The 22,327-nt window shown below is 69.1% G+C and carries 20 protein-coding genes; 14 read left to right on the top strand and 6 right to left on the bottom strand.

The features are described from left to right. Positions 1-5 precede the first annotated feature (5 nt). The 3 genes from OU682_RS00795 to OU682_RS00785 form a co-directional block, all read right to left on the bottom strand. Positions 6-1,214 carry an aminotransferase class I/II-fold pyridoxal phosphate-dependent enzyme gene (locus OU682_RS00795; protein ID WP_268940159.1) on the bottom strand — a complete coding sequence of 403 codons (1,209 nt, stop codon included), beginning with the start codon at positions 1,212-1,214 and terminating at the stop codon, positions 6-8. 98 nt (positions 1,215-1,312) lie between these two features. Next, on the bottom strand, positions 1,313-2,647 hold the full coding sequence (locus tag OU682_RS00790) for an amidase (protein WP_268940158.1): 1,335 nt from the start codon (positions 2,645-2,647) through the stop codon (positions 1,313-1,315). Between the two features lie 2 nt (positions 2,648-2,649). Beyond that, entirely contained in the window at positions 2,650-2,841 is a 192-nt protein-coding gene (locus OU682_RS00785; protein ID WP_268940157.1) for a DUF1674 domain-containing protein, read from the bottom strand. Between the two features lie 108 nt (positions 2,842-2,949). Here OU682_RS00785 and OU682_RS00780 point away from each other — a divergent pair, with 108 nt between their 5' ends. The 9 genes from OU682_RS00780 to OU682_RS00740 all read left to right on the top strand — a co-directional run bounded on the left by OU682_RS00780 (position 2,950) and on the right by OU682_RS00740 (position 13,544). Then, a complete protein-coding gene (locus OU682_RS00780) occupies positions 2,950-4,182 on the top strand; it encodes an RsmB/NOP family class I SAM-dependent RNA methyltransferase (RefSeq protein WP_268940156.1) in 1,233 nt (410 codons plus the stop codon). A 185-nt stretch (positions 4,183-4,367) separates the two neighbouring features. Next, the gene (gene purH / locus OU682_RS00775) at positions 4,368-5,957 is read left to right on the top strand and encodes a bifunctional phosphoribosylaminoimidazolecarboxamide formyltransferase/IMP cyclohydrolase (protein ID WP_268940155.1); all 1,590 of its coding nucleotides are present in this window, start codon (positions 4,368-4,370) and stop codon (positions 5,955-5,957) included. After that, a complete protein-coding gene (gene lspA, locus OU682_RS00770; protein ID WP_268940154.1) occupies positions 5,957-6,622 on the top strand; it encodes a signal peptidase II in 666 nt (221 codons plus the stop codon). Before purH ends, lspA begins: the two co-directional genes overlap by 1 nt. A gap of 29 nt (positions 6,623-6,651) precedes the next feature. Continuing rightward, positions 6,652-7,170, top strand: a complete 519-nt coding sequence (locus tag OU682_RS00765) for a DUF3035 domain-containing protein (protein WP_268940153.1) — start codon at positions 6,652-6,654, stop codon at positions 7,168-7,170. Beyond that, positions 7,167-8,381 carry a cytochrome P450 gene (locus OU682_RS00760; protein WP_268940152.1) on the top strand — a complete coding sequence of 405 codons (1,215 nt, stop codon included), beginning with the start codon at positions 7,167-7,169 and terminating at the stop codon, positions 8,379-8,381. Before OU682_RS00765 ends, OU682_RS00760 begins: the two co-directional genes overlap by 4 nt. A gap of 68 nt (positions 8,382-8,449) precedes the next feature. After that, positions 8,450-9,871, top strand: a complete 1,422-nt coding sequence (locus OU682_RS00755) for a M16 family metallopeptidase (protein ID WP_268940151.1) — start codon at positions 8,450-8,452, stop codon at positions 9,869-9,871. Next, positions 9,868-11,196 carry a M16 family metallopeptidase gene (locus tag OU682_RS00750; RefSeq protein WP_268940150.1) on the top strand — a complete coding sequence of 443 codons (1,329 nt, stop codon included), beginning with the start codon at positions 9,868-9,870 and terminating at the stop codon, positions 11,194-11,196. The genes OU682_RS00755 and OU682_RS00750 overlap by 4 nt, the downstream gene beginning before the upstream one ends. Positions 11,197-11,328: 132 nt before the next feature. Then, entirely contained in the window at positions 11,329-13,128 is a 1,800-nt protein-coding gene (gene mutL / locus OU682_RS00745; RefSeq protein ID WP_268940149.1) for a DNA mismatch repair endonuclease MutL, read from the top strand. A gap of 44 nt (positions 13,129-13,172) precedes the next feature. Next, a complete protein-coding gene (locus OU682_RS00740) occupies positions 13,173-13,544 on the top strand; it encodes a DUF3775 domain-containing protein (protein ID WP_268940148.1) in 372 nt (123 codons plus the stop codon). A gap of 9 nt (positions 13,545-13,553) precedes the next feature. Here OU682_RS00740 and OU682_RS00735 read toward each other — a convergent pair whose 3' ends face one another. Together OU682_RS00735 and OU682_RS00730 are read right to left on the bottom strand one after the other, a co-directional pair. Then, positions 13,554-14,768 carry a PQQ-dependent sugar dehydrogenase gene (locus OU682_RS00735; RefSeq protein WP_268940147.1) on the bottom strand — a complete coding sequence of 405 codons (1,215 nt, stop codon included), beginning with the start codon at positions 14,766-14,768 and terminating at the stop codon, positions 13,554-13,556. Positions 14,769-14,841: 73 nt separating this feature from the next. Next, complete coding sequence (locus OU682_RS00730) at positions 14,842-15,906, bottom strand: saccharopine dehydrogenase (RefSeq protein WP_268940146.1); 1,065 nt, start codon at positions 15,904-15,906, stop codon at positions 14,842-14,844. A gap of 121 nt (positions 15,907-16,027) precedes the next feature. Here OU682_RS00730 and OU682_RS00725 point away from each other — a divergent pair, with 121 nt between their 5' ends. From OU682_RS00725 to OU682_RS00710, 4 genes are read left to right on the top strand one after another with little or no spacing between them, the layout of a single operon-like run. Further along, positions 16,028-16,807, top strand: a complete 780-nt coding sequence (locus OU682_RS00725; RefSeq protein ID WP_268940145.1) for an MBL fold metallo-hydrolase — start codon at positions 16,028-16,030, stop codon at positions 16,805-16,807. 48 nt (positions 16,808-16,855) lie between these two features. Then, positions 16,856-17,797 (top strand): ABC transporter permease, encoded by a 942-nt coding sequence (locus tag OU682_RS00720; protein WP_268940144.1) that lies wholly within the window; start codon positions 16,856-16,858, stop codon positions 17,795-17,797. Further along, on the top strand, positions 17,794-18,606 hold the full coding sequence (locus OU682_RS00715) for an ABC transporter permease (protein ID WP_268940143.1): 813 nt from the start codon (positions 17,794-17,796) through the stop codon (positions 18,604-18,606). Before OU682_RS00720 ends, OU682_RS00715 begins: the two co-directional genes overlap by 4 nt. Then, a complete protein-coding gene (locus OU682_RS00710; RefSeq protein WP_268940142.1) occupies positions 18,603-20,156 on the top strand; it encodes an ABC transporter ATP-binding protein in 1,554 nt (517 codons plus the stop codon). Before OU682_RS00715 ends, OU682_RS00710 begins: the two co-directional genes overlap by 4 nt. On the opposite strand, the gene fnrL is transcribed toward OU682_RS00710, so the two are convergent. Next, entirely contained in the window at positions 20,153-20,911 is a 759-nt protein-coding gene (fnrL, locus tag OU682_RS00705; RefSeq protein WP_329609761.1) for a transcriptional regulator FnrL, read from the bottom strand. The two genes, OU682_RS00710 and fnrL, sit on opposite strands and share 4 nt — an antisense overlap. Positions 20,912-20,946: 35 nt before the next feature. On the opposite strand from fnrL, the gene hemN reads away from it, so the two are divergent. Beyond that, complete coding sequence (hemN, locus tag OU682_RS00700) at positions 20,947-22,302, top strand: oxygen-independent coproporphyrinogen III oxidase (protein ID WP_268940141.1); 1,356 nt, start codon at positions 20,947-20,949, stop codon at positions 22,300-22,302. Positions 22,303-22,327: the final 25 nt, after the last annotated feature.

Here is a 22,327-nt window from a genome sequence, read left to right as displayed (position 1 = left end):
GTTCCTTACCCTTCCCCGTCCGTCTTTCCGTCATACAGCACCGCGCGCAGCCGCTGCAGCGCCGGTTCCGTTTGTTCCGCATCCGCCACCAGGGCCACCCGGATGAAGCCCTGGCCCGGATTGTGCCCGTCCACCGCGCGGGACAGATAGGCCCCCGGCAGCACCTGGATGCCTGCTTGCGCCCAAAGGGTCCTTGCGGCTTGCTCGCCATCGGCGACAGGCATCCACAGGAAGAACCCGCCCTGGATCGGCCGGTATCCCGGCACATTGCCCAGCACCCGGTCGGCGATGGCGTATTTCTGCTGGTAAAGCGCGCGGCTGGCCGCCACATGCGCCTCGTCCCGCCATGCGGCCTCGCTGACCGCCTGCGCGGGCAGCGACAAGGGTGCCCCGGCATAGGCCCGCAGGCGCCGGATCTGGGCGATGTCGGCAGCGGCGCCCGCGACGAAGCCCGACCGCAGGCCGGGCAGGTTCGAGCGTTTCGACAGTGAATTGAAGATCACCACCCGGTCGGCCAGCCCCATGTCGGTCGCCACCGCCAGCGCGCCCGGCGGCGGGGCGTCGCGCCAGATCTCGGAATAGCATTCGTCGGCGAAGACCAGGAAATCGTGCCGGTCCGCCAGGGCGATCAGCTGCTCCAGATAGTCACGGTCCGCGACGGCCCCTTGCGGATTGGCGGGCGAGCACAGATAGGCGATGGCCGTGCGGTCCAGCAACTCAGGCGGAAGGGCGGCGTAATCGGGCAGGTTGCCCGTGTCGGGCGTGGCGGGCACGAAGACCGGCTCGGCCTGAACGGCGGCGGCGGCGACCGCATAAACCTGGTAGAAGGGATTCGGAATCAGGATCGCCGGCCGCTGGCCGTTCTTCCGTTCCGGGCACAAGGCCAGGGCCGCGTTGAACAGCCCTTCGCGCGTGCCGTTCAGGGCCATGATCCTCTCGGGCGCAACATTCAGGCCATAGCGCGACCCCAGCCAGTCCCCTATCGCAGACAGCAGGCCTGGCGTGCCGTCGTTCGGCGGATACTTGGCGAATCCGGCGATGTTGGCGGCCATCACCTCGGCCACGAAATCGGGCATGGCATGGCGCGGCTCTCCGATGGTCAGGACCGTCGGGGTTTCACCGTCTTTCAAGCCGGGCTCGATGCCGGACAACAGCGCCCGCAGGCGCGGAAACGCATAGTCCGGCAGGTTCGAGAACCGCTCGGGGATTGCCATTCTGCCTCGCTTTCAGGGTCTTTGGCCCCGTTTATCAGCGGAAAGTTTAGCCTGATCGCGCCCTTGCGTCCAGCGAAAGCCGGACATGCCCCCACATCTCAAGCCACGGCTAGGGCGGTTTCGACCCCGGCCGCCACATGCAGCAGATGCCCGTCCCGCCCCGCGTGACCCATGACCGAGATGCCGCAGGCAGGGCTGCCCGTGGGCAGCGTGCAGACCGGCAGGCCCAGCAGGTTGCCGATGCGCGCGTTGCGCAGGGTCAGCAGGTTGGCGCGCACGAATTCCGCCTCGTCCGCCATCAGCCGCGCGGCATTGGGGGGCAGGATCGGCACGGTGGGCAGCAGGACCGCGTCATGGGGAGAGGCGACTTCCTTGACCCACTTGCGCCGGATCCGCACCAGGCTTTCCCAGGCGGCGACATAGTCCGAGGCGCTGACCTCGGCCCCGCTGCGGAACCGGTCCAGGATTGGCTTCCACATCAGTTCCGGCGCGTCCTCGATCTGCGCGCGCCAGATGCCATAGGCCTCGGGCGCAAAAAGCGCGGAGGACAGCGGCATCGCCTTGGCGACCCAGTCCGAGGACAGCCGCGTGATCTGCGCCCCCGCGCGGGCCAGGCGGTCCACCGCATTCTCGAAAGCCGCCACCGGGCCTTCCTCGGCGCCCTCGAAAGGCACCCCGTCCAGCACCAGGAAACGGCGCCCGGCGACATCGGCGCCGGTCAGGTCGGCGGCCCTGGTCCCGGCCATCAGCGCGAACAGCTCGGCGCAGTCCTCGACCGTGCGGGCAATCGGGCCAACGGTCTCGAACTTGCGGCACAAGGGCACGACGCCCTTTTCCGGCACCGAGGCATGCGTGGGCTTGAAGCCTACCAGGTCGTTCCAGGCCGCGGGCACGCGGATCGAGCCGCCCGTGTCCGACCCGATCGCCGCCGCCGCCAGCCCAAGCGCCACCGACACCGCCGCGCCCGAGGACGACCCGCCCGGCGCGAGGTCCGGGTCCAAGGCATTGGGCGGCGTCGCGGTGTTCGGGTTCAGCCCCAGGCCGGAAAAGGCCAGTTCCGTCATATGGGTCTTGCCCAGGCAGATCGTCCCCATGCGCGAGGCGCGCGCCAGCACGGTCGCGTCCTTGCGCGGAATGCGCCCTTCCAGCAGCTTCGATCCGGCCTCGGTCACGATGCCGCCGCTGTCGATATTGTCCTTCCAGCTGATCGGCACGCCGTCCAGCAACCCGCGGCGCCGTTCCAGCTTGGCGCGGTCATGGGCGGCCACGGCCTCGGACCGGGCACGGGCCTCGGTCACGCGGGCATAGATACGCTCGCCGTCAGGATGGGCCTTGATGGCGGCCAGATAGGCTTCGGTCTGGTCGATGGGATCCAGAAGCCCGGCCATGATCGCACGCCCCTGCTGGGCGGCCGGGGCGCGTAGCCAGTCCATCCTCAGAAATCCACCGCGATGCCGTTCTTTTCGTAATCGCCATACCGGACCGGCTCGGGCCCGTCGCGCCCGCCATATTCCTTGGGCAAGGACTGGGCCGCGGCAGCGGCCTTGCGGCGTTCCTCGGCCTCGGCCAGGGCGCGGATGGCTTCGGGCGGCAGATCGGGCCGCTCGTTTTGTGGCAGATCGGTCATGGCAACATTCCCCGAATGAACGTAAGGGTCCCGTTTGAAGCAAAGTCACGGGCAGTCTTTCAGCGGATTTAGGCAAAGGAAAGCGATTTGGCAAAGCGGGGCTTGGATATGGCACGGTCGGGCGCATTGCGCCTGCTGGCAGGCGTACGGGACGGGCTGTCGCTGTCCGACCAGACAGGCGCGCTGAAGGCGATGTCGCCCGCCGACCAGGCCCGCGCCGGGCGGCTTGCCGCCGCCGTGCTGCGCCACCACGCCCGCGCGGACCAGGTGATCGCGGCCTATGTCAACCGCAAGCCCAGCACCCCGGTCGCGGACATCCTGCGGCTGGCCACGGTCGAGCTGCTGGAGCTGGGCGCGGCCGCCCATGGCGTCGTCGATGCGGCGGTCAGCCTGACGCGCGGGCTTGGCCAGAAGGGGCAGGCGGCGGCGGGCATGGTGAATGCCGTGCTGCGCAAGGTCGCCGCCCACCAGGGCTGGGCGGATCTGCCCCCGCAGCCGATGCCCGCCTGGCTGCGCGACCCCGTCGCCGCCGCCTACGGAGAGGACGTGGCACGGGCCATCGAGGCCGCGCACCAGGCCGCAGCCCCCCTGGACCTGACGCCGAAGCCCGGTCTTACGGTCGAGGGCGCGGAGCCGCTGCCCACCGGGTCCCTGCGCGTCCACGGCCCCGCACAGGTCTCCGCCCTGCCCGGCTTCGAGACTGGCGACTGGTGGGTGCAGGACGCCGCCGCGGCCTTGCCCGCCCGCCTGCTGGCGCCGCAACCGGGCGAGCGAATCGCCGACCTTTGCGCCGCGCCCGGCGGCAAGACCCTGCAACTGGCGGCAAGCGGCGCGCGGGTCACGGCGGTGGACATCAGCCCCGCCCGCCTCAGGCGCGTGGCCGAGAACCTGCGCCGCTGCCGCCTTTCCGCCGATCCGGTCGCGGCGGACGCGCTGGACTGGCGCCCGGACGGGCCGCTGGACGCCATCCTGCTTGACGCGCCCTGCTCGGCCACCGGCACGATCCGTCGCCATCCCGACCTGCCCTTCCTGCGCGACGGATCGGGCATTCCCGCCCTGATCGACCTTCAGGCGCGGCTGATCGACCACGCCCTGTCCCTGCTGCCGCCGGGCGGGCGGATGGTCTATGCGGTCTGCTCGCTGCTGCCGGACGAGGGCGAGGCGCAGGTCGCCGCAGCCCTGTCCCGCCATCCCGGCCTGACGGTCGAGGAGCCGGACCTGTTCGGCACCGATCCGTCCTGGATCACGCCCGAAGGCGGGTTGCGCACGCGGCCCGACTATTGGCCCGACCGGGGCGGCATGGACGGCTTCTTCATGGCGCGGCTGCGCAAGGCAAGCTGATCCGCTCCTGCTTTGGACGATAAATATCCTTGGGGCTTCGAAGCGCCCGGAAAAAGGTCCAGTGGACCTTTTTCAGCGGAGAAGGGGCCGGCAGGCCCGAGCGGGGGGCGAAGCGCCCCCGGCCGTGCCACTGGACCTTTGGCCTGCATGCGGCTAATGCACCGCAAACCAGATGCGAGGCCCCCATGTCCCGTCCCGTGCCGATCAAACGCGCGCTGATTTCCGTTTCCGACAAGACTGGGCTGATCGACTTTGCCCGCAAGCTGGAGGCACGGGGGGTCGAGATCCTGTCCACCGGCGGCAGCGCGAAATCGCTCCGCGAGACCGGGCTGACGGTCATCGACGTGGCCGACGTGACGGGCTTTCCCGAGATGATGGACGGCCGCGTCAAGACGCTGCACCCGGCGGTCCATGGCGGGCTTCTGGCCCTGCGCGACAATCCCGAACACCTGGCCGCCATGGAGGCGCACGGCATCGGCCCCATCGACCTGCTGGTGGTGAACCTTTATCCCTTCGAGGAAACGGTCGCCAGGGGCGCGACCTACGACGACTGCATCGAGAATATCGATATCGGCGGCCCGGCCATGATCCGCGCGGCGGCCAAGAACCACGGATTCGTCACCGTGATCGTCGATGTCCAGGACTATGACGCCCTGCTGGCGGAACTGGACGCCAACGACGGCCGCACCACGCTGGCCTTCCGCCAGCGCCAGGCGCAGATCGCCTATGCGCGCACCGCCGCCTATGACGCCGCCGTCAGCACCTGGCTGGCAGCCGCCATCGGCGAGGAAACGCCGCGCCGCCGCGCCTTTGCGGGCACCCTGGCGCAGCCCCTGCGCTATGGCGAGAACCCCCACCAGCAGGCCGCCTTCTATGTCACGGGCGAGAACCGCCCCGGCGTGGCCACGGCAAGGCAGTGGCAAGGCAAGGAACTGTCCTACAACAACATCAACGACACTGACGCGGCCTTCGAACTGGTGGCGGAGTTCGATCCCGCCCAAGGCCCGGCCTGCGCGATCATCAAGCACGCCAACCCCTGCGGCGTGGCGCGCGGCGAGTCTGCACTGGATGCCTACAAGCGGGCCTTCGACTGCGACCGGACCTCGGCCTTCGGGGGAATCATCGCGCTGAACGGGACGCTTGACGGCGCGACCGCCGAGGAGATCGCCAAGATCTTCACCGAGGTCGTCATCGCCCCCGACGCGGACGAGGACGCCAAACGCATCTTCGCCGCCAAGAAGAACCTGCGCCTGCTGACCACGGGCGGGCTGCCCGATCCCAAGGCAGGCGGCCTTGCCTTCCGGCAGGTCGCGGGCGGCTTCCTGGTCCAAGGCCGCGACAACGGCCATGTGGGCCTATCGGACCTGAAGGTCGTCAGCGACCGCCAGCCGTCTGAGGCTGAACTCAACGACATGCTGTTTGCCTGGACCGTCGCCAAGCACGTCAAGTCGAACGCCATCGTCTATGCCCGTGACCTTGCCACCGTCGGCATCGGCGCGGGCCAGATGAGCCGCGTGGACAGCACCCGCATCGGCCGCCGCAAGTCCGAGGACATGGCCGAGGCGCTTGGCCTAGCCCAGCCCCTGACCATCGGCGCGGTCGTGGCATCCGACGCCTTCTTCCCCTTCGCCGACGGGATCGAGGCCCTGGCGGAAGCCGGCGCCCGCGCCGTCATCCAGCCCGGCGGATCGATGCGCGATGACGAGGTGATCGCGGCGGCAAACCGCCTGGGCCTTGCGATGGTCTTCACCGGCCAGCGACATTTCCGGCACTGATGCAGCACGAACTGCCCCTGGACCAGCCGCCGCCCCAGCCGGCCCCGCAGCAACCGGGGCCGAGGCCAAGGCGGTCGCGCGCGCCCAAAAGGCCCGCGCCCCCCGCCCGCACGAACATGCGGCTGGTGGCCTGGACGGCGGGGCTGATCTTCCTGCTGGACCAGGTGCTGAAATACTGGGTGGTCCATGTGTTGCGACTGGACCGGGTGCGCGAGATCGACGTGCTGCCGCCCTGGCTGAACCTGCGCATGGCCTGGAACCAGGGCGTGAACTTCGGGCTGATGGCGTCCGAGACCAACGTGACCAGGTGGATCCTGATCGCGGTCGCGATCGCGATCGTGGCCTGGGTCTGGATCTGGATCTGGCGCGCCAATGCCGGCAGGTTTGCCAGGATCGCGGCGGGGCTGCTGATCGGCGGCGCTCTGGGCAATGTGATCGACCGGCTGCTTTACGGAGCGGTCGCGGATTTCCTGAACATGTCGCTGCCCGGCTGGCAGAACCCCTACAGCTTCAACGTGGCCGATATCGCCATCTTCGCGGGCGCCATCGGGCTGGTCCTGGTGCCGCAGAAGAAGGAACCGCCGAAAGCCGCGCGAAAGCCGCGTGGCAGGCCCGCCGATCACAGCCACGACAAGACCCGTGACGGGGCAGGCAAATCCGGCTAGAACGGGGCGCAACAAACAAGGGGCAGGACATGCAGGCTATCGTCAGGGGCATCGCCATTGCGGCCGTCATGGGGCTTTCCGCCTGCGGCAGCAACCAGCTGATGAATATCGAGACCGGCCAGAACAGCCCGGACGAATTCGCCATCCTGCCGACCCGGCCCCTGTCCATGCCGCCCGACCTGGCGCTGCTGCCCGCCCCCACCCCGGGCGGGGCCAACATCACCGACCCCAACCCGAATGCCGATGCCGTTGCGGCCCTTGGCGGCAACCCGGCGCGGTTGTCCGACCAGGGCATCGCCGCAGCCGACGGGGCGCTGGTCGCCCATGCCACCCGGCGCGGCAGCGATCCCGCCATCCGCCAGACGCTGGCCCAGGCCGACGTGGAATGGCGTTCTCGCAACAAGCGCCGCCCGCTGGAGGCACTGTTCGGCACCACCGTCTATCAGCGCGCCTATCGCCCCCTGGCGCTTGATTCGCGGACCGAACAGCAGCGCTGGCAGCGCGCGGGCGCGATCACCCAGACCTCGCCCGCCCCGCTCGAGGAATGACCGGGGGCTTCGATCCCACCGAACCCGACTTCGGCGAAAACCCCTGGCCTGCCTATGCGCGGCTGAGGGCCATGCCCGGCCTGCCCTTGTGGCAGGGCTTCCGGCTTGGCTCGCGGTTTGCCGATGTGCAGGCCATCGCCTCGGACCGGCGGATGGTGCGGGGCACGGCGATCTTCCCCCAGGAGCAGCGCCGGGACCTGCAGCGGGCCGAGAATTTCCACGACATGCCGTTCCACGAACGCTTCGTGCAGACCTCGATGCTGGAGATCGACGGGCCGGACCATGACCGGCTGCGGCGCGCGGTGTTTCCGTTCTTCACCAAGACCAGGCTGGAAAGCCTGCGCCCGTTTGTCACCGGATGGGTCGATGCCGCGCTGGACCGGCTGGTCCCGCGGGGCCGCTTCGACTTCATCGCGGATCTGGCCGCGCATCTGCCGGGACAGGTGATCGGCCACCTGATCGGCACCGATCCCGCGCTTGCCCCGCAGATGACCCTGTGGTCCGAGGAAACCGTCAGCTATTTCGACGTGAGCCGCCGCAGCCCCGGGCGCAAGGCCCAGGCGGAACGGGCGGTGCGACTGTTCCACGACGCGCTGCAGGACCTTCATGCGGAACGCAAGGCCCGTCCCCGCGACGACCTGATGTCGGCGATGGTCGGGGCCGAGGATGCGGGCCTGCTGACCCATGACGAACTTATCGCGACCATCATGCAGATCCTCCATGCCGGGCATGGCTCGACCATCGACGTGATGGGCAGCGGGCTGCACGCGCTGCTGACCCATCCCGACCAGATGGCGCGGCTGCGCGCAGACCCCGCCCTGATGCCGCATGCCGTGCAGGAGATGTTCCGCTTTGCCCCGCCGCTGGTCTTTTTCCATCGCTACGCCGGCGAGGACCTGACGATCTGCGGGCAGGATTGGCCCAGGGGCACGAAGTTCGGGCTGCTTTACGCCAGCGCCAACCGCGACCCCGAAGCCTTCCCGGATCCGGACCGCTTCGATGTCGCGCGCAGGCCCAACCTCCACCTGGCCTTCGGCGCGGGGCCGCATGTCTGCTTGGGCAACAACCTGGCGCGGCTGAACATGGAGGTGCTGTTCAGTCGGCTTCTGGCCCGCACCCGCGGCATCGATCCTGCCGGTCCCGTGGCCTGGAAGACCGGGCTTCAGGCGCATGGCCCCCTGTGCCTGCCCATCTCTCTGACGACACATTAGCGTGTGACAGGTTGCGCGGGCCGCAGCCTTTGATCAGATTTCCGCAAGACCAAGGAGGTTCCGCCCCCATGCACCGCCCGATCCTGCCTGTCCTGATGGCCCTGACCCTGGCCCCCCTGCCGAGCCTGGCCGAGATGCCTGCCTCGGAAACGAATGGCATCACCCACTTCACCTTGCCCAACGGACTGGAAACCGTCGTGATCCAGGACCACCGCGCGCCCGTGGTCGTGCAGATGGTCTGGTACAAGATCGGTTCCGCCGACGAACAGCCCGGCAAGTCGGGAATCGCCCATTATCTGGAACACCTGATGTTCAAGGGCACCGAAAAGCTGGAGCCCGGCGAATTGTCCAAGACCGTCACCGCCAATGGCGGCATGGACAACGCCTTCACCAGCTTTGACTATACCGCCTATTTCCAGCGCATCGCATCCGACCGCCTGCCCCTGGTGATGGAGATGGAGGCCGACCGGATGGCGAACCTGCGCATCGGCGAGGATGACTGGCAGGCCGAACGCCAGGTCGTACTGGAGGAACGGGCGCAGCGCGTCGACAGCGACCCCGCGGCGCTGTTCGCCGAGGAACGCTATGCGACCCTGTTCTACAACCACCCCTATGGCCGTCCGATCATCGGCTGGCGCGCCGAGATGGAGGGGCTTACGCGCGAGGATGCGCTGAAATGGTATGACGACCATTATTCCCCGAACGAGGCGGTACTGATCCTGGCGGGCGACGTGACGCCGGAACGCGCCCGCGAACTGGCCGAGCAGTATTACGGCCCGATCCCCGCCAAGGGCGAGGCCGAGCCGCGCATCCGCCCGCAGGAGCCCACGCAGCGCTCTCCGCGCCGGATGGAGATGACCGACCCCCGCGTGCCGCAGCCGGTGATGACGCGCAGCTATGTCGCCCCCGAGCGCAATCCCGGCGACCAGAAGGACGCCGCCGCCCTGACGGTCCTGGCCGAACTTCTGGGCGGATCCATGCAGACCTCGGTCCTGGGGCGCGAACTGGCGCTGAAGGGCAAGGCCTTGTGGGTGAACGCGGGCTATGACGGCTTTTCCGTCGATCCGACCAGTTTCGCGATCTCTCTGGTTCCTGCCGACGGCATGTCGCCCGAGGATGCCGAGGCGGAACTGGACAAGGTTCTGGCGCGGTTCCTGGAAACCGGCCCCGACCAGGCGGATCTGGACCGGGTGAAGACGCAGATCGAGGCCGCGCGGGTCTACGAACTCGATTCGGCGCATGGCCGGGCCTATGACTATGGCCAGGGGCTGGCGACCGGGCTGTCGGTCGAGGATGTGAAGGACTGGCCCGATATCCTGGCCGCCGTCACGGCCCAGGATGTGCTGGCTGCCGCGCGCGAGGTTCTGGGAAGCCAGGCCAGCGTGACCGGCTGGCTGCTGCCCGCCCCCCCCGAGGCCACGCCCGCACCCGCCGCCGCAAAGGCGCCGCCCGCCTCCTCCCAGACAACCAAGCCCGAGGTGCAAGGATGATCCGCGCCGCCATTGCCCTGTTCCTTGCCGTTCTGGCTGTTCCGGCCCATGCAATCGACATCCAGGAGGTGACCTCGCCCGGCGGCATCAAGGCCTGGCTGGTCCAGGACGACAGCATCCCCTTTGTCGCGGTGGAATTCGACTTCAAGGGCGGCGCCAGCCTGGATGCGCCCGACAAGCGCGGCGCCATCAACCTGATGACGGGCACGCTGGAGGAAGGCGCGGGCACCCGTGATTCGGTGGCCTTCGCCCAGGCGGTCGAGGATCTGGGCGCGCAGTTCTCCTTTGACGTGGGCGACGACGCGCTGACCGTCGGCATGCGCGCGCTGAGCGAGAACCGCGACGAGGCCGCCGCCCTGCTGGCCGAGGCGCTGACCCAGCCCCGCTTCGACGATGCGGCGGTCGAACGCGTGCGCGCGCAGGTCCAGTCCATCATCCGGTCCGAGGCGACCGATCCGCAATCGATCGCCGCCAAGGAAATGTCCCGCCAGGCCTGGGGCGATCATCCCTATGCGACATCCATCAACGGCACACTCGAATCGGTGGCGGCGCTGACGCGGCAGGATCTGGTCGCGGCCAAGAACCGGGTGCTGGCGCGCGACCGCGTGGTGGTGGGCGCCGCAGGCGACATCACGCCCGAGGAACTGGGCCTTCTGCTGGACAAGGTGCTGGGGGGCCTGCCCGAGAAAGGCACCGCGCCCCTGCCGGAACCGGCGGAATTGCAGCTGACCGGCGGCGTCACCGTGATCGACTGGGACAGCCCGCAGACCATTGTCAGCTTTGCCGGGCCGGGGCTGCCCATCGACGATCCCGATTATTTCGCGGCCTATGTCGCCAACCACATCCTGGGCGGCGGCGGCTTCAGTTCCCGCCTGATGAACGAGATCCGGGAAAAGCGCGGCCTGACCTATGGGGTCGGCACATCGCTGGCGACGGGCATCTATGGCCAGACCTGGCAAGGCGGCATGGCGGGGTCGAACGCCACGACCGGCCAGGCGGTGGACCTGATCCGGCAGGAATGGGACCGGATGGCCCAAGGCGTGACGGACCAGGAACTGAACGACGCCAAGACCTACCTGACCGGCGAATACCCCCTGCGCTTCGACGGCAACGGCAAGATCGCGGGGATCCTTGCCGGGATGCAGCTGATCGGCTTTCCCATCGACTATGTGAACACCCGCAACGCCAAGGTCGAGGCCGTCACCGCCGATGACGTGAAGCGTGTCGCAGGGCGGCTGCTGCACGCGGATGACCTGCGCTTCGTGCTGGTCGGCCGACCCGAGGGGATCAGCGCGACCGACAAGGCCGAGCCTGCGCTGAACTGACCCGCAGGCGGGCCTTGCCCTGCCTGCGCCTTCGGGCAACCGGTCCGGGCGGATGTCCAAGGGACATTTGCCCCCCGCCCTTGTTCACGGAATCGCTGGCGACAGACCTCCGGGCTTGCTAGATTTGGGGGAATGAACAGCCATGCCCCCCATATCCGGCCCATCATCCGGCAGCTGGACGAATCCGTCGCCAACCGCATCGCGGCAGGCGAGGTCGTGGAACGCCCGGCCTCGGCGGTCAAGGAACTGGTGGAAAACGCGCTGGATGCCGGTGCCACCCGCATCGACATCGCCATAGAAGAGGGCGGCAAGCGGCTGATCCGGGTCTGCGACGACGGCTGCGGCATGGCACCGGACGACCTGCCCCTGGCCTTGTCGCGCCATGCCACCAGCAAGATCGACGGGACGGACCTGCTCGCCATCCGCTCCTTCGGCTTCCGGGGCGAGGCGCTGCCCTCGCTGGGCGCGGTGGGGCGGCTGACCATCACCTCGCGCGCGCGGGGCGGGGATGGCGCGGTGATCGCCGTGGCGGGCGGCAAGCTGGCGCCCCTGCGGCCCGCAGCCGCCAATCCCGGCACGGTCGTGGAACTGCGCGACCTGTTCTTCGCCACCCCCGCGCGGCTGAAGTTCCTGCGCGGCGAACGGGCCGAAACGATGGCGGTTGCCGAATGCGTCCGCCGCCTGGCGATGGCGGAACCCTTTGTCGGCTTCACGCTGAGCGCCGACGGCAAGGAAATCTTCCGCGCGGACGCGGAACAGGGCGAGCTGTTCGACGCCCTGCAGATCCGCCTGTCCCGCGTCATGGGCCGCGACTTCATCGACAATGCGATCCCCATGGACGCCGAACGCGACGGGTTGGCCCTGACAGGCTTTGCCGCCCTGCCGACTTATTCGCGCGGCGCGGCGGTGGCGCAGCATCTTTACGTGAACGGCCGCCCGGTCCGCGACAAGCTGCTGACCGGGGCGCTGCGGGCGGGATATGCCGACGTGCTGGCATCGGGGCGCCATCCGGCGGCGGTGCTGTACCTGGCCTGCGACCCGCAGCTTGTGGACGTGAATGTCCACCCCGCCAAGGCCGAGGTGCGCTTCCGCGATCCGCAAGGCGCGCGCGGGCTGGTGGTCAGCGCCCTGCGGCACGGGCTGGCGAATGCCGGGCACCGCGCATCCTCGACCGTCGGGGATGCGACGCTGGCGGCGTTCAGGGCCGAGCCCGTGGCGCGGACCTATCAGATGGACTATCGCCCCTCGCCCGCGGCCATCCGCGCCAGCCTTGACCTGCAGGCGCCGGCGCCGGGCTTTGCCGAGTCGCCATCGGCCCGCGCCGAGGAGCCGGTCGCGGCACCCGTCGGCGCCCCCCTGGGCGCGGCGAGGGCGCAGATCCACGAGAACTACATCATTGCCCAGACCGATGACGGGCTGGTCATCGTCGACGGCCACGCGGCCCATGAACGGCTGGTCTATGAACGGCTGAAGGCGCAGGCGGCCGCCACGGGCATCGCGCGCCAGGCCCTGCTGATCCCCGAGATCGTGGTCCTGTCCGCATCCGACGCCGCCCGCATCCTGTCCATCGCCGAGGACCTGGCCGATCTGGGGCTGGTCATCGAGCCCTTCGGAGCCGGCGCCATCGCAGTGCGGGAAACCCCGGCGATGCTGGCGAGGCTGGACGCCCCGGCGCTGATCCGCGACATCCTGGACGATCTGGCGGACCAGGGCGCGTCCGACCGGCTGCGGGGGCGGATCGACGCGGTTCTCTCCTCCATGGCCTGCCACGGGTCGGTCCGCTCGGGCCGCCGCATGTCGGCCGAGGAGATGAACGCCCTGCTGCGGGAAATGGAGCGCACGCCGAAATCCGGGCAGTGCAACCATGGCCGCCCGACCTGGGTCAAGCTGCGCCTGTCCGACATCGAGCGCCTGTTCGGCCGCAAGGATTGACCGGCGGCCCCAATGGCGCGACAGTGGCCCAGAGGAGCCAGGCCATGCTGCAGATCAGCCCCGAGAAGATCGCCCATATCATCATCCGCGCCCGCGAATACGACAGCGGCGTCAATCCCTGGGCGCATTCGGGAGGCGGGCGGCAAGGTGGGGTGCGGAGCGAATTGCGCGACTTCATCGCCAACCTGAACGAGGACGAGCAGGCCTCGCTGGTCGCCGTCATGTGGATCGGCCGCGAAAGCTTCGAGCCCGAGGAACTGGACGAGGCCATCGAGACCGCGCGGGCCGAGCGCACCGCGCCCACCGCGGATTACCTGATGGGCGAGCCGCGCCTGGCCGACCTGCTGGAATCCGGCCTGGAAGCCCTCGGCATCTCGCCCGAGGAGGCCGAGGACGATGTGACGCGGCCAGTCTAGAAGGCCAGCCTAGGATTCGTCCTGCGCCGGGGTCACGCGGATCAGTTGGCCGTTGTCCTCATCCGTCAGCAGCATGATCGCGCCGTCGCGGGCGACCTCGACCTCGCGCACGCGGCCGATGCCCTGCAGGTGGCGCGCCTCTCCGCTGACGCGGTCGCCGTCCAGCTCCAGCCGCACCAAGGCCTGCGCCTTCAGCCCGCCGATCAGCAGGTCGCCCTGCCAGTCCGGGAACATCGCGCCGTCATAGAAGGTCATCTGGCCCGGCGCGATCACCGGATCCCAGTAATAGACCGGCTGCTCGGTCCCCTCCAGTCGGGTGATCCCCTCGCCGATGGGCTTGCCGCTGTATTCCACCCCATAGGTCACGCGCGGCCAGCCATAGTTGCGGCCTGCCTGGGGCAGGTTCAACTCGTCCCCGCCCTTCGGGCCGTGCTCGATGGTCCAGAGCCGCCCCTGGTCGTCCAGGGCCGCACCCTGGACGTTGCGGTGGCCCCAGGACCAGATCTCGGGCAGCGCCTCGGCCACGCCGGGTTGGCCCAGGGGGGCGCCGCTGTCGGGGTCGATGCGGACCACCTTGCCCAGGGTGGTGGTGACGTTCTGCGCATAAACCCGCGAATCGGGGTTCGAGCGTTCGCCGGTGGTGACGAACAGCCCGCCCTGCCCGTCGAAGACCAGCACCGAGCCGTAATGCTTCGTGGATTTCCAGGCCGGTTGCTGCTGCCAGATGACCTTCGTGCCTTCCAGGGCGCTGCCATCGGCGGACAGCGTGCCGGTCGCGACGGCGGTGCCGGTCGCGCCGCCTTCGCGTGGCTGGGAAAAGCTGATCCAGACGCGCCGGGTCTGGTCGAAGTCCTCCCGGACGGCCACGTCCAGAAGCCCGCCCTGGTCGCGGGTGTCGATCTCGGGCAGGCCGTCGATCGGGTCGGACAGCGCGCCATCCGCGCCGACCATCCGCAGGTTGCCCGCCCGCTCGGTCACCAGCCAAGCACCGTCCGGAAGTTCGGCAAGACCCCAGGGATGGTCCAGCCCCTCGGCCAGGACCGTCCGCTGCAGCGCCACGTCATCGGCCCGCACGGGCGCGCGGGTCTGGTTCTCGAAGGCAGGCTGCTGGTCCGGGGCATTCGGCGGGGCAGCATTGAACTCCTGGGCCAGGGCCGGGCCGGCCAGCAGGCCCAGGGACGCGGTCAGGGTGGTCAGGCGGGTAGCGATGCGGGACGGAACCATGCGAGCCTCCGGCGGGATGGGAAGGGAGCGCTGGCCGAACACGCCTGGAAGGGCGGCGTTCCGTCCCGCCGCTTCACGTCTGCGTCAGCCTTTCCGCATGGTCGCGATAAAGCGCCCCGGCCCGCCCCCAGGGCCCCGCCTCGATCCGGTCAAGCTGCGCCAGCACCGGCAGAAGCTGCCCTGCATAATCTTCCGAGCTTTCGCGCGGCAGCATCGATGGCAGGTTGTCGATGGCCATCACGTCCAGGACCGGGTTCTCGGCCACGCGCAGCACCGGCTGGTCCCAGGTCGTCGTGCGGTCATAGACCTTGACCGGGGAAAAGTCGCTGGTCGGGTCGCAGGCCACGTCTCCGATGACCGTCAGCGCACGGCCCGGCGCCACGGCGCCCGCGGGCACGAAGACCGGCGCGCCCGGCTGGGCCAGGATCGCGTTGATGAACAGCTCATGGGCCAGAACCTCGGGGAAGGGGCCGCCATGCGCGGTCTCGGCCATGTCCCAGCGGGTCACGGGCACGTTCATCTCGACCAGCAGGTCGGCGGCGCCGCTGCCTACGCGGCCCTTGGCGCCGATCACCAGGGCGCGGGGGCGGGGGCGGCCGGTGGCGTCCAGTTGCGCGCGGAGTTCCTCCAGCAACAGCGCCTTGTCGGCATAGGCATGGACCGGCCCGCAGATCCCGCCCCGCGCCTGGGCGACCCAGGCCTTCAGGCTGACCGCCGCCCCGGCATAGCCCGCCCAGTAGCCGAAGGCAGCCAGCCGGCGGCCGTGGTCGTCGGTCAGGTATTCCAGATCATAAAGCCGCCCGCCCCCGTCGCGGAAGCGGCGCAGCAGCACCTGGCTCGCGGGCTGGCCCTTGAAGGCATGGCCGAACATGACGTGGCGGTGGCGCAAGGGGGTGCCGTCCTCGGGCAGTTCCTTCAGGCCGAAGATGATGGCGTCGTCGGGCGCCGTGGGCCAGCTGCCCTCGGGGACAATTGTGGCGCCCGCGCGGGCATAGGCGTCTGTCGGCAGCACGCGGCGGGGGCTGTCCTCGACCGTGACGGTGAACCCTTGGGCGGTCAGCGCCGCCACCCCATCGGGGGTGATGCCGACCCGGTCCTCGTTCGGGCGGCTTTCGGCCCTTACCCACAAATGCGTCATCGTCCCCTCGGTTCCTTGGTTGCCTTGCCTTCCAGTCTGCCCCGGCGGACAGAGGCAAGGGAACCCCGCAAGCGCAAACCGTGTTCCATCCCGTTCTCAGCCTTGTGCCCGGAGTGTTCCGATGATCCTCAGCCGCCGCGCCAGCCTGATGCTGGGCCTTGCCACCTTCAGCGCCGCCGCCATGCCCCGCATCGCATCCGCCCAGACCGCCGCGCCGACCTCGTTCTCCTACCCGGTCGAAGGGGGCCAGGTGGTCTTTCATCCCGTCGATCACGCCTCGGTGGTGGTCGAGACGCCGGGCGGAGTGATCTATGTCGATCCCGTGGGGGGCGCGGATGCTTATCGCGGGATGCCCCAGCCCTCGCTGATCCTGATCACGCATGAACATGGCGACCACTTCGACCTGCCCACGTTGCAGGCCCTGCCCGCCGTGGCGATCATCGCCAATCCGGCGGTGCATGGGATGCTGCCCGCCGACATGCAGTCGCGCGCGACCGCCATGGCCAATGGCGACCAGGCCCAGGCCATCGGCATGGGGATCGAGGCCGTGCCCGCCTATAACACCACCCCCGACAGGTTGCAGTATCACCCCAAGGGCCGCGACAACGGCTATGTCCTGACCATCGGCGGCAAGCGCTTCTACATCGCCGGCGATACCGAGGACACGCCCGAGATGCGCGACCTGGAGGGGATCGAGGTCGCCTTCCTGCCGATGAACCTGCCCTACACGATGACCGTCCAGCAGGCGGCCGATGCGGTCGCGGACTTCAAGCCGGTCACGGTCTTTCCCTATCACCACCGGGGCAGCGACGTGCAGGAATTCGCCCGCCTGGTCGAGGCGTCAGGCGCGGGCAGCCTGGTCGTCCTTGCCAACTGGTATCCCCGCGGCGAGGCGGGCTGACGCCGCCGCCGCTTTACCGCGAACGCAAGGCAGGCTAGCAATGCCGCCATGCTGCGATACCTGTCTCGCCGGATGATCGTGATGGGGCTGAGCCTGCTTGCGGCCTCGGCCCTGATCTTTTCCGTGACCGAGCTTGTGCCCGGCGATCCGGCCAGCTTCATGCTGGGCACGGGCGCGCAGCCGGAAACCCTTGCCGCGCTGCGCCAGCAGATGGGCCTGGACCAGCCCCTGCCCCTGCGTTACGCGGCCTGGGCAGGCGCGATCCTGCAGGGGGATTTCGGCACCAGCTTCACCTACAGGACGCCGGTCGCCGGGATGATCCTTGAACGGTTGCAGGTCTCGCTGCCGCTGGCGGTCATGGCGCTGGCGCTGGCAGTGGCTGTCGCGCTGCCGGTCGGACTTTACGCGGCGGCGCGGCGCGGCCGGGCGGGCGACGGGCTGGTGATGGCGGCCACGCAACTGGGCATCGCGCTGCCGAATTTCTGGTTTGCGATGCTGCTGGTCCTGGTCTTCGCGGTGAAGCTGCGCTGGCTGCCGGCGGGCGGCTTTCCCGGCTGGTCCGACCCCGCTGCCGCGCTTGGATCGCTGATCCTGCCCAGCCTTGCCCTGGCCCTGCCGCAGGCCGCGATCCTGGCGCGCGTGCTGCGGTCCGCGCTGGTCGAGACGCAGGGGCAGGATTACATCCGCACCGCCCGCGCCAAGGGGCTGACCACCGGCCAGACCCTGCGCCGCCACGCGCTGAGAAACGCGCTGATCCCGGTGCTGACCATCCTGGGGATGCAGTTCAGCTTCCTGCTGGCGGGCGCGATCATCATCGAGAACGTGTTCTACCTGCCCGGCCTGGGCCGAATGATCTTCCAGGCGATCACGCAGCGCGACCTGATCGTGGTGCAATCGGCGGTTCTGGTGCTGGTTGCGGCCGTGATCGCCGTCACCTTCCTGGTCGATCTGGCCTATGCCGCCGTGGATCCCAGGCTGCGCCGCGCATGAGGATCGGCCTGATCCTTGGGGGCGCGCTGGCCGGGCTGGCGCTGGCCTCGGCCGCGCTGTCGGCCTTCTGGACGCCCCATGATGTCAGCCAACTGGCGATCGCGCAAAAGCTGCTGCCGCCATCGGCAGCGCACTGGTTCGGCACCGATCATCTGGGCCGCGACATCCTGTCGATGGCGATGCTGGGGGCGCGGACATCACTGGCCGTGGCGCTGGTCGCGGTGGGGATCGGCATGGGCCTGGGCGTGCCGCTGGGGCTGCTGGCGGCGGCGCGGCGCGGCACCTGGGCGGACGAGGCCGTGATGCGCGGCAACGACCTGGTCTTCGCCTTCCCCTCGCTGGTGATCGCGATCCTGATCACGGCGGTTTTCGGGCCCTCGGCGGTGAACGCGATCGTCGCCATCGGCATCTTCAACATCCCGGTCTTTGCCCGCGTCACGCGCGGCGCGGCGCTGCCGATCTGGACCCTGGACTACATCCGCGCGGCCCGGGTGGCGGGCAAGGGCGCGGCTCTGATCAGCCTGCAGCATGTCCTGCCCAATGTCGCCAGCCTGCTGATCGTGCAGGCCACCATCCAGTTCAGCCTGGGCATCCTGGCCGAGGCCGGGCTGTCCTATGTCGGCCTTGGCGCGCAGCCCCCCGTTCCAAGCTGGGGGCGCATGCTGGCCGAGGCGCAGACCATGGCAGTGCTCGCCCCGCATGTGGCGGTCATCCCGGGGCTGTGCATCGTGCTGACGGTGCTGGGCCTGAACCTGCTGGGAGACGGGCTGCGCGATGCCTCGGACCCGCGCCTGCGGGTGCTGCGATGATCCGGCTGGAGGACCTGTCCGTCGCCATAAACGGGCGGCCGATCCTGCGGGACGTGTCGCTGGACCTGGCGCCGGGCAACGTCACCGGGCTGGTCGGCGAATCCGGCAGCGGCAAGTCGATGACCGCCCTGGCGATCATGGGGCTGCTGCCGCAGGGGGCGCGGGCATCGGGTCGGGCGATGCTGGATGGGCAGAACCTGCTGGAGCAGCCGGAAGCGGCGCTGTGCCGCATCCGGGGGCGCCGCATCGGGATGATTTTCCAGGAACCGATGACCGCGCTGAACCCGCTGATGACCATCGGCGACCAGGTGGCCGAGGTGCTGCGCCTCCACCAGGGCCTCGACCGCCGCAGCGCCCTGGCCCGCGCCCGCGAACGGCTGGACCGCGTGGGCCTGCCCGGTTCCCGCTTCCCGCTGACGTTGTACCCGCACGAACTGTCGGGCGGCCAGCGCCAGCGCGTGGCCATCGCCCTTGCCATCGCGCTTCGCCCCGACCTGCTGGTCGCGGACGAGCCCACGACGGCCCTGGACGTGACCACTCAGGCACGGATCCTTGACCTGCTGAAGGGGCTGGTGCGCGACGAAGGCATGGCCCTGCTGCTGATTACCCATGACCTTGCCGTGATGGCCGGCATGGCAGACAGGGTCGCGGTCATGCAATCGGGCCGGATCGTGGAATCCGGCACCACCGAGTCCGTCTTCCGCCAGCGCCGCCATCCCTATACGCAGCAACTTTTCGCAGCCTCGCGGCATGTGCCTGCGCGTGCGCCCCGTCCCGCCACCGTGCCGTTGGTGCAGGTGACACAAGCGGTCCGCGCCTATCGGACCGCAGACGGCGGGCTGCGGGCCCTCGACGGGGTCAGCCTGACCATCGGGCGCGGCGAAAGCGTCGGGCTGGTGGGTGAATCCGGCTGCGGGAAATCCACCTTGGCGCGGGTGATCCTGGGCCTTGATCCCCTGCAGGGCGGAGGCATCCGCCTGGACGGGAGGGAGGTCACGGCGCAGGGCCACATGCCCCGGGATCTGCGGGCGCGGATGCAGGTGGTGTTCCAGGACCCCTTCGGCAGCTTCGATCCCCGCTGGCGCGTGGATCGCCTGCTGGCCGAGCCGTTCCACCTGACCGGTCGCCCGGGTGACTGGCGCGACCGCGTCGCCGCCGCGCTGACCGAGGTGGGTTTGCAGCCTGCCGACGCCCGGAAGTTCATCCATGAATTCTCGGGCGGCCAGCGCCAGCGTCTTGCCATCGCCCGCGCGCTGATCATCCGCCCGGCCCTGATCGTCCTGGACGAGGCGGTGAGCGCGCTGGATGTCCGCGTCCGCGCGCAGGTCCTGGACCTGCTGGCGCGCCTGCGGGCCGATCACGGGCTGTCCTACCTGTTCATCAGCCACGACCTGTCGGTGGTGCGCGGCATCAGCGACCGGATCGTGGTCATGCAGGCAGGCCGCATCGTCGAGGAAGGTCCGCCCGAGGCGCTTGTCGGCACACCCCGGCACGAACATACCAAGGCCTTGGTCGCGGCAATGCCCCGGATCCCGGAGGAGTGGACCTAGCTTAGATAGCCGCCATCCGAATCATCGCCCGATTCCTCGACCAGGCGGGAAAAGTCGGGCAGGATGATGGTGCGCTTGCCCGCAAGCTCGATCACGCCGTCGCGTTTCAGGGCGCTGACCTGGCGGCTGACGGTTTCCAGGGTCAGGCCAAGATAGTCGGCCATCGACTCGCGCGTCAGGGGCAGATCGATCCGCATCCGCCCGCCCGGGTCGCGCTTGTGCAGGGCAGCGTCGCGCCGGGCGATGATCGCGATGAAGGAGGCGATCTTTTCCCGCGCGGTCTTGCGGCCCAGAAGCAGCATCCATTCGCGCGCCGCGTCCAGTTCATCCAGGGTCATTTCAAGCAGCCGATGCGCGACATGCGGCGTGGTGCGCATCATCTGCTCGAACGGCTTGCGGCGGAAGCAGCACAGGACGACCTTGGTGGCGGCAATGGCGTTGTAGGGGGCGATGTCCCGGCTGGGCCGGCCCAGGAAGTCGCTTGGCAGCAGCAGGCCCACCATCTGCGTGCGCCCGTCCTCCAGCGTCTGCGTCAGGGTCGCAACGCCGGTGACGACGGACCCGACGAACTCCATCCGGTCGCCTTCCCAGACGATCGGCTGGCCGGGCTCAAAGTTGCGATAGAACTTCATGCCCTCCAGCAGGGCAAGCTCGTCCGTTTCGCAATGCGCGCAGACCGCGCGATAGCGGATGGGGCAGTCGCCGCACCGTTCCGGACCGTCAAGGCTGGCAGATTTCTGGTTGATCTGGGTCAAGGCAATCTCGCGCGCTACCCTCTAAGCCTATCCACATGAGCAATCTTTCGCAACTGAGGCGGTTGGGCCTGTTCGATTCGCGTGTCCCGCGGTACACGAGCTATCCCCCCGCGACGCAATTCAAGAACGGCGTGGATGCCGATATGGTTTCGGGCTGGCTCGATTCCATCCCTGCCGGATCGGCGATATCGCTCTATCTGCACGTGCCGTTTTGTCGCAGGCTGTGCTGGTTCTGTGCCTGCCGCACGCAGGGAACAAGGACGCTGGATCCGGTCATCGGCTATGTGGACACGGTTCTGGCCGAACTGGAATTGCTGCGTGCCCGCCTGCCGCGCGGGGTCCGGTTGTCGCGGCTGCACTGGGGCGGGGGAACGCCGACGCTGCTGCCGCCCGACCAGATGCGGCGTGTCGCCGATGCGATTCTCGGCGTGGTGCCGATGGCCGAGGGCGCCGAATTCTCGGTCGAGATCGACCCGGCCGAGATCGACGCCCCGCGCATGGCGGCGCTTGCGGAATCTGGGATGAACCGCGCCTCCATCGGGGTGCAGGATTTCGATCCGAAGATCCAGGAGGCCATCGGCCGCCAGCAATCCTTCGAACTGACCGCCCGGGCAGTCGATCTGATTCGCGGCCACGGCATCGCCAGCCTGAACGCCGACATCCTCTATGGCCTGCCCCACCAGGACCAGCACCGCATTTCGGAAACGGTGCAGAAGCTGCTGGCCCTGTCGCCCGACCGGGTGGCGCTTTACGGCTATGCCCATGTGCCCTGGATGTCCAAGCGCCAGGTGATGATCCCCGAGGATGCCCTGCCCGGCAACGAGGATCGCCTGTCGCTGTTCAGCACCGCGCGCGACCTGTTCGTGGCCGATGGATATCAAGAGATCGGCATCGACCATTTCGCGCGCCCCGGCGACGGGCTGGCGCTGTCACAAAAGGCGGGCCAGTTGCGGCGGAACTTCCAGGGCTATACCGACGATCAGGCCGAGGTGCTGCTGGGTCTTGGCGCGTCGTCCATTTCCCGTTTCCCGCAGGGCTATGCGCAGAACGCGCCCGCGACCGGCGCCTATACCGCTGCCGTGCGCGAGGGCCGGCTGCCCGTCACGCGGGGCCATACCTTCACGCCCGAGGATCGCTGGCGTGGCCGGATGATCGAATCGCTGATGTGCGATTTCGCCGTGGACGCGGGCGAGATGGTGCTGGACTACGGCCTGACGCCTGCCCAGTTGCAGCAGGTCTTCGACCCCGTGGTCGCGCAGTTCGGCAACATGGTCCAGCTTGGCCCCTGGGGGCTGCGGATCGCGCCCGAGGGCCGTCCGCTGGCGCGCATGGTGGCGAACATGCTGGACGCCTACATGGCCGCGCCCACCAGCCATTCCTCGGCGGTGTAAGACAGCGCAGGGTGCGTGCAAGCAC

It is taken from the genome of Paracoccus benzoatiresistens, assembly GCF_026913015.1.
Lineage (GTDB): Bacteria > Pseudomonadota > Alphaproteobacteria > Rhodobacterales > Rhodobacteraceae > Paracoccus > Paracoccus benzoatiresistens.
The sequence above is the reverse complement of the archived record's forward strand: the minus strand, read 5'-3'. Positions and strand labels throughout refer to the sequence as shown.

Excerpts from the sequence above, each read along its gene's own strand:
- OU682_RS00730 (WP_268940146.1), bottom strand. The coding sequence starts at position 15,906 with ATGACGCATTTGTGGGTAAGGGCCGAAAGCCGCCCGAACGAGGACCGG.
- OU682_RS00725 (WP_268940145.1), top strand. The coding sequence starts at position 16,028 with ATGATCCTCAGCCGCCGCGCCAGCCTGATGCTGGGCCTTGCCACCTTC.
- OU682_RS00760 (WP_268940152.1), top strand. The coding sequence starts at position 7,167 with ATGACCGGGGGCTTCGATCCCACCGAACCCGACTTCGGCGAAAACCCC.
- OU682_RS00715 (WP_268940143.1), top strand. The coding sequence starts at position 17,794 with ATGAGGATCGGCCTGATCCTTGGGGGCGCGCTGGCCGGGCTGGCGCTG.
- OU682_RS00750 (WP_268940150.1), top strand. The coding sequence starts at position 9,868 with ATGATCCGCGCCGCCATTGCCCTGTTCCTTGCCGTTCTGGCTGTTCCG.
- purH (WP_268940155.1), top strand. The coding sequence starts at position 4,368 with ATGTCCCGTCCCGTGCCGATCAAACGCGCGCTGATTTCCGTTTCCGAC.
- hemN (WP_268940141.1), top strand. The coding sequence starts at position 20,947 with ATGAGCAATCTTTCGCAACTGAGGCGGTTGGGCCTGTTCGATTCGCGT.
- OU682_RS00710 (WP_268940142.1), top strand. The coding sequence starts at position 18,603 with ATGATCCGGCTGGAGGACCTGTCCGTCGCCATAAACGGGCGGCCGATC.
- OU682_RS00740 (WP_268940148.1), top strand. The coding sequence starts at position 13,173 with ATGCTGCAGATCAGCCCCGAGAAGATCGCCCATATCATCATCCGCGCC.
- OU682_RS00795 (WP_268940159.1), bottom strand. The coding sequence starts at position 1,214 with ATGGCAATCCCCGAGCGGTTCTCGAACCTGCCGGACTATGCGTTTCCG.
- OU682_RS00780 (WP_268940156.1), top strand. The coding sequence starts at position 2,950 with ATGGCACGGTCGGGCGCATTGCGCCTGCTGGCAGGCGTACGGGACGGG.
- OU682_RS00785 (WP_268940157.1), bottom strand. The coding sequence starts at position 2,841 with ATGACCGATCTGCCACAAAACGAGCGGCCCGATCTGCCGCCCGAAGCC.
- OU682_RS00735 (WP_268940147.1), bottom strand. The coding sequence starts at position 14,768 with ATGGTTCCGTCCCGCATCGCTACCCGCCTGACCACCCTGACCGCGTCC.
- lspA (WP_268940154.1), top strand. The coding sequence starts at position 5,957 with ATGCAGCACGAACTGCCCCTGGACCAGCCGCCGCCCCAGCCGGCCCCG.
- OU682_RS00720 (WP_268940144.1), top strand. The coding sequence starts at position 16,856 with ATGCTGCGATACCTGTCTCGCCGGATGATCGTGATGGGGCTGAGCCTG.
- OU682_RS00765 (WP_268940153.1), top strand. The coding sequence starts at position 6,652 with ATGCAGGCTATCGTCAGGGGCATCGCCATTGCGGCCGTCATGGGGCTT.
- mutL (WP_268940149.1), top strand. The coding sequence starts at position 11,329 with ATGAACAGCCATGCCCCCCATATCCGGCCCATCATCCGGCAGCTGGAC.
- OU682_RS00755 (WP_268940151.1), top strand. The coding sequence starts at position 8,450 with ATGCACCGCCCGATCCTGCCTGTCCTGATGGCCCTGACCCTGGCCCCC.
- OU682_RS00790 (WP_268940158.1), bottom strand. The coding sequence starts at position 2,647 with ATGGACTGGCTACGCGCCCCGGCCGCCCAGCAGGGGCGTGCGATCATG.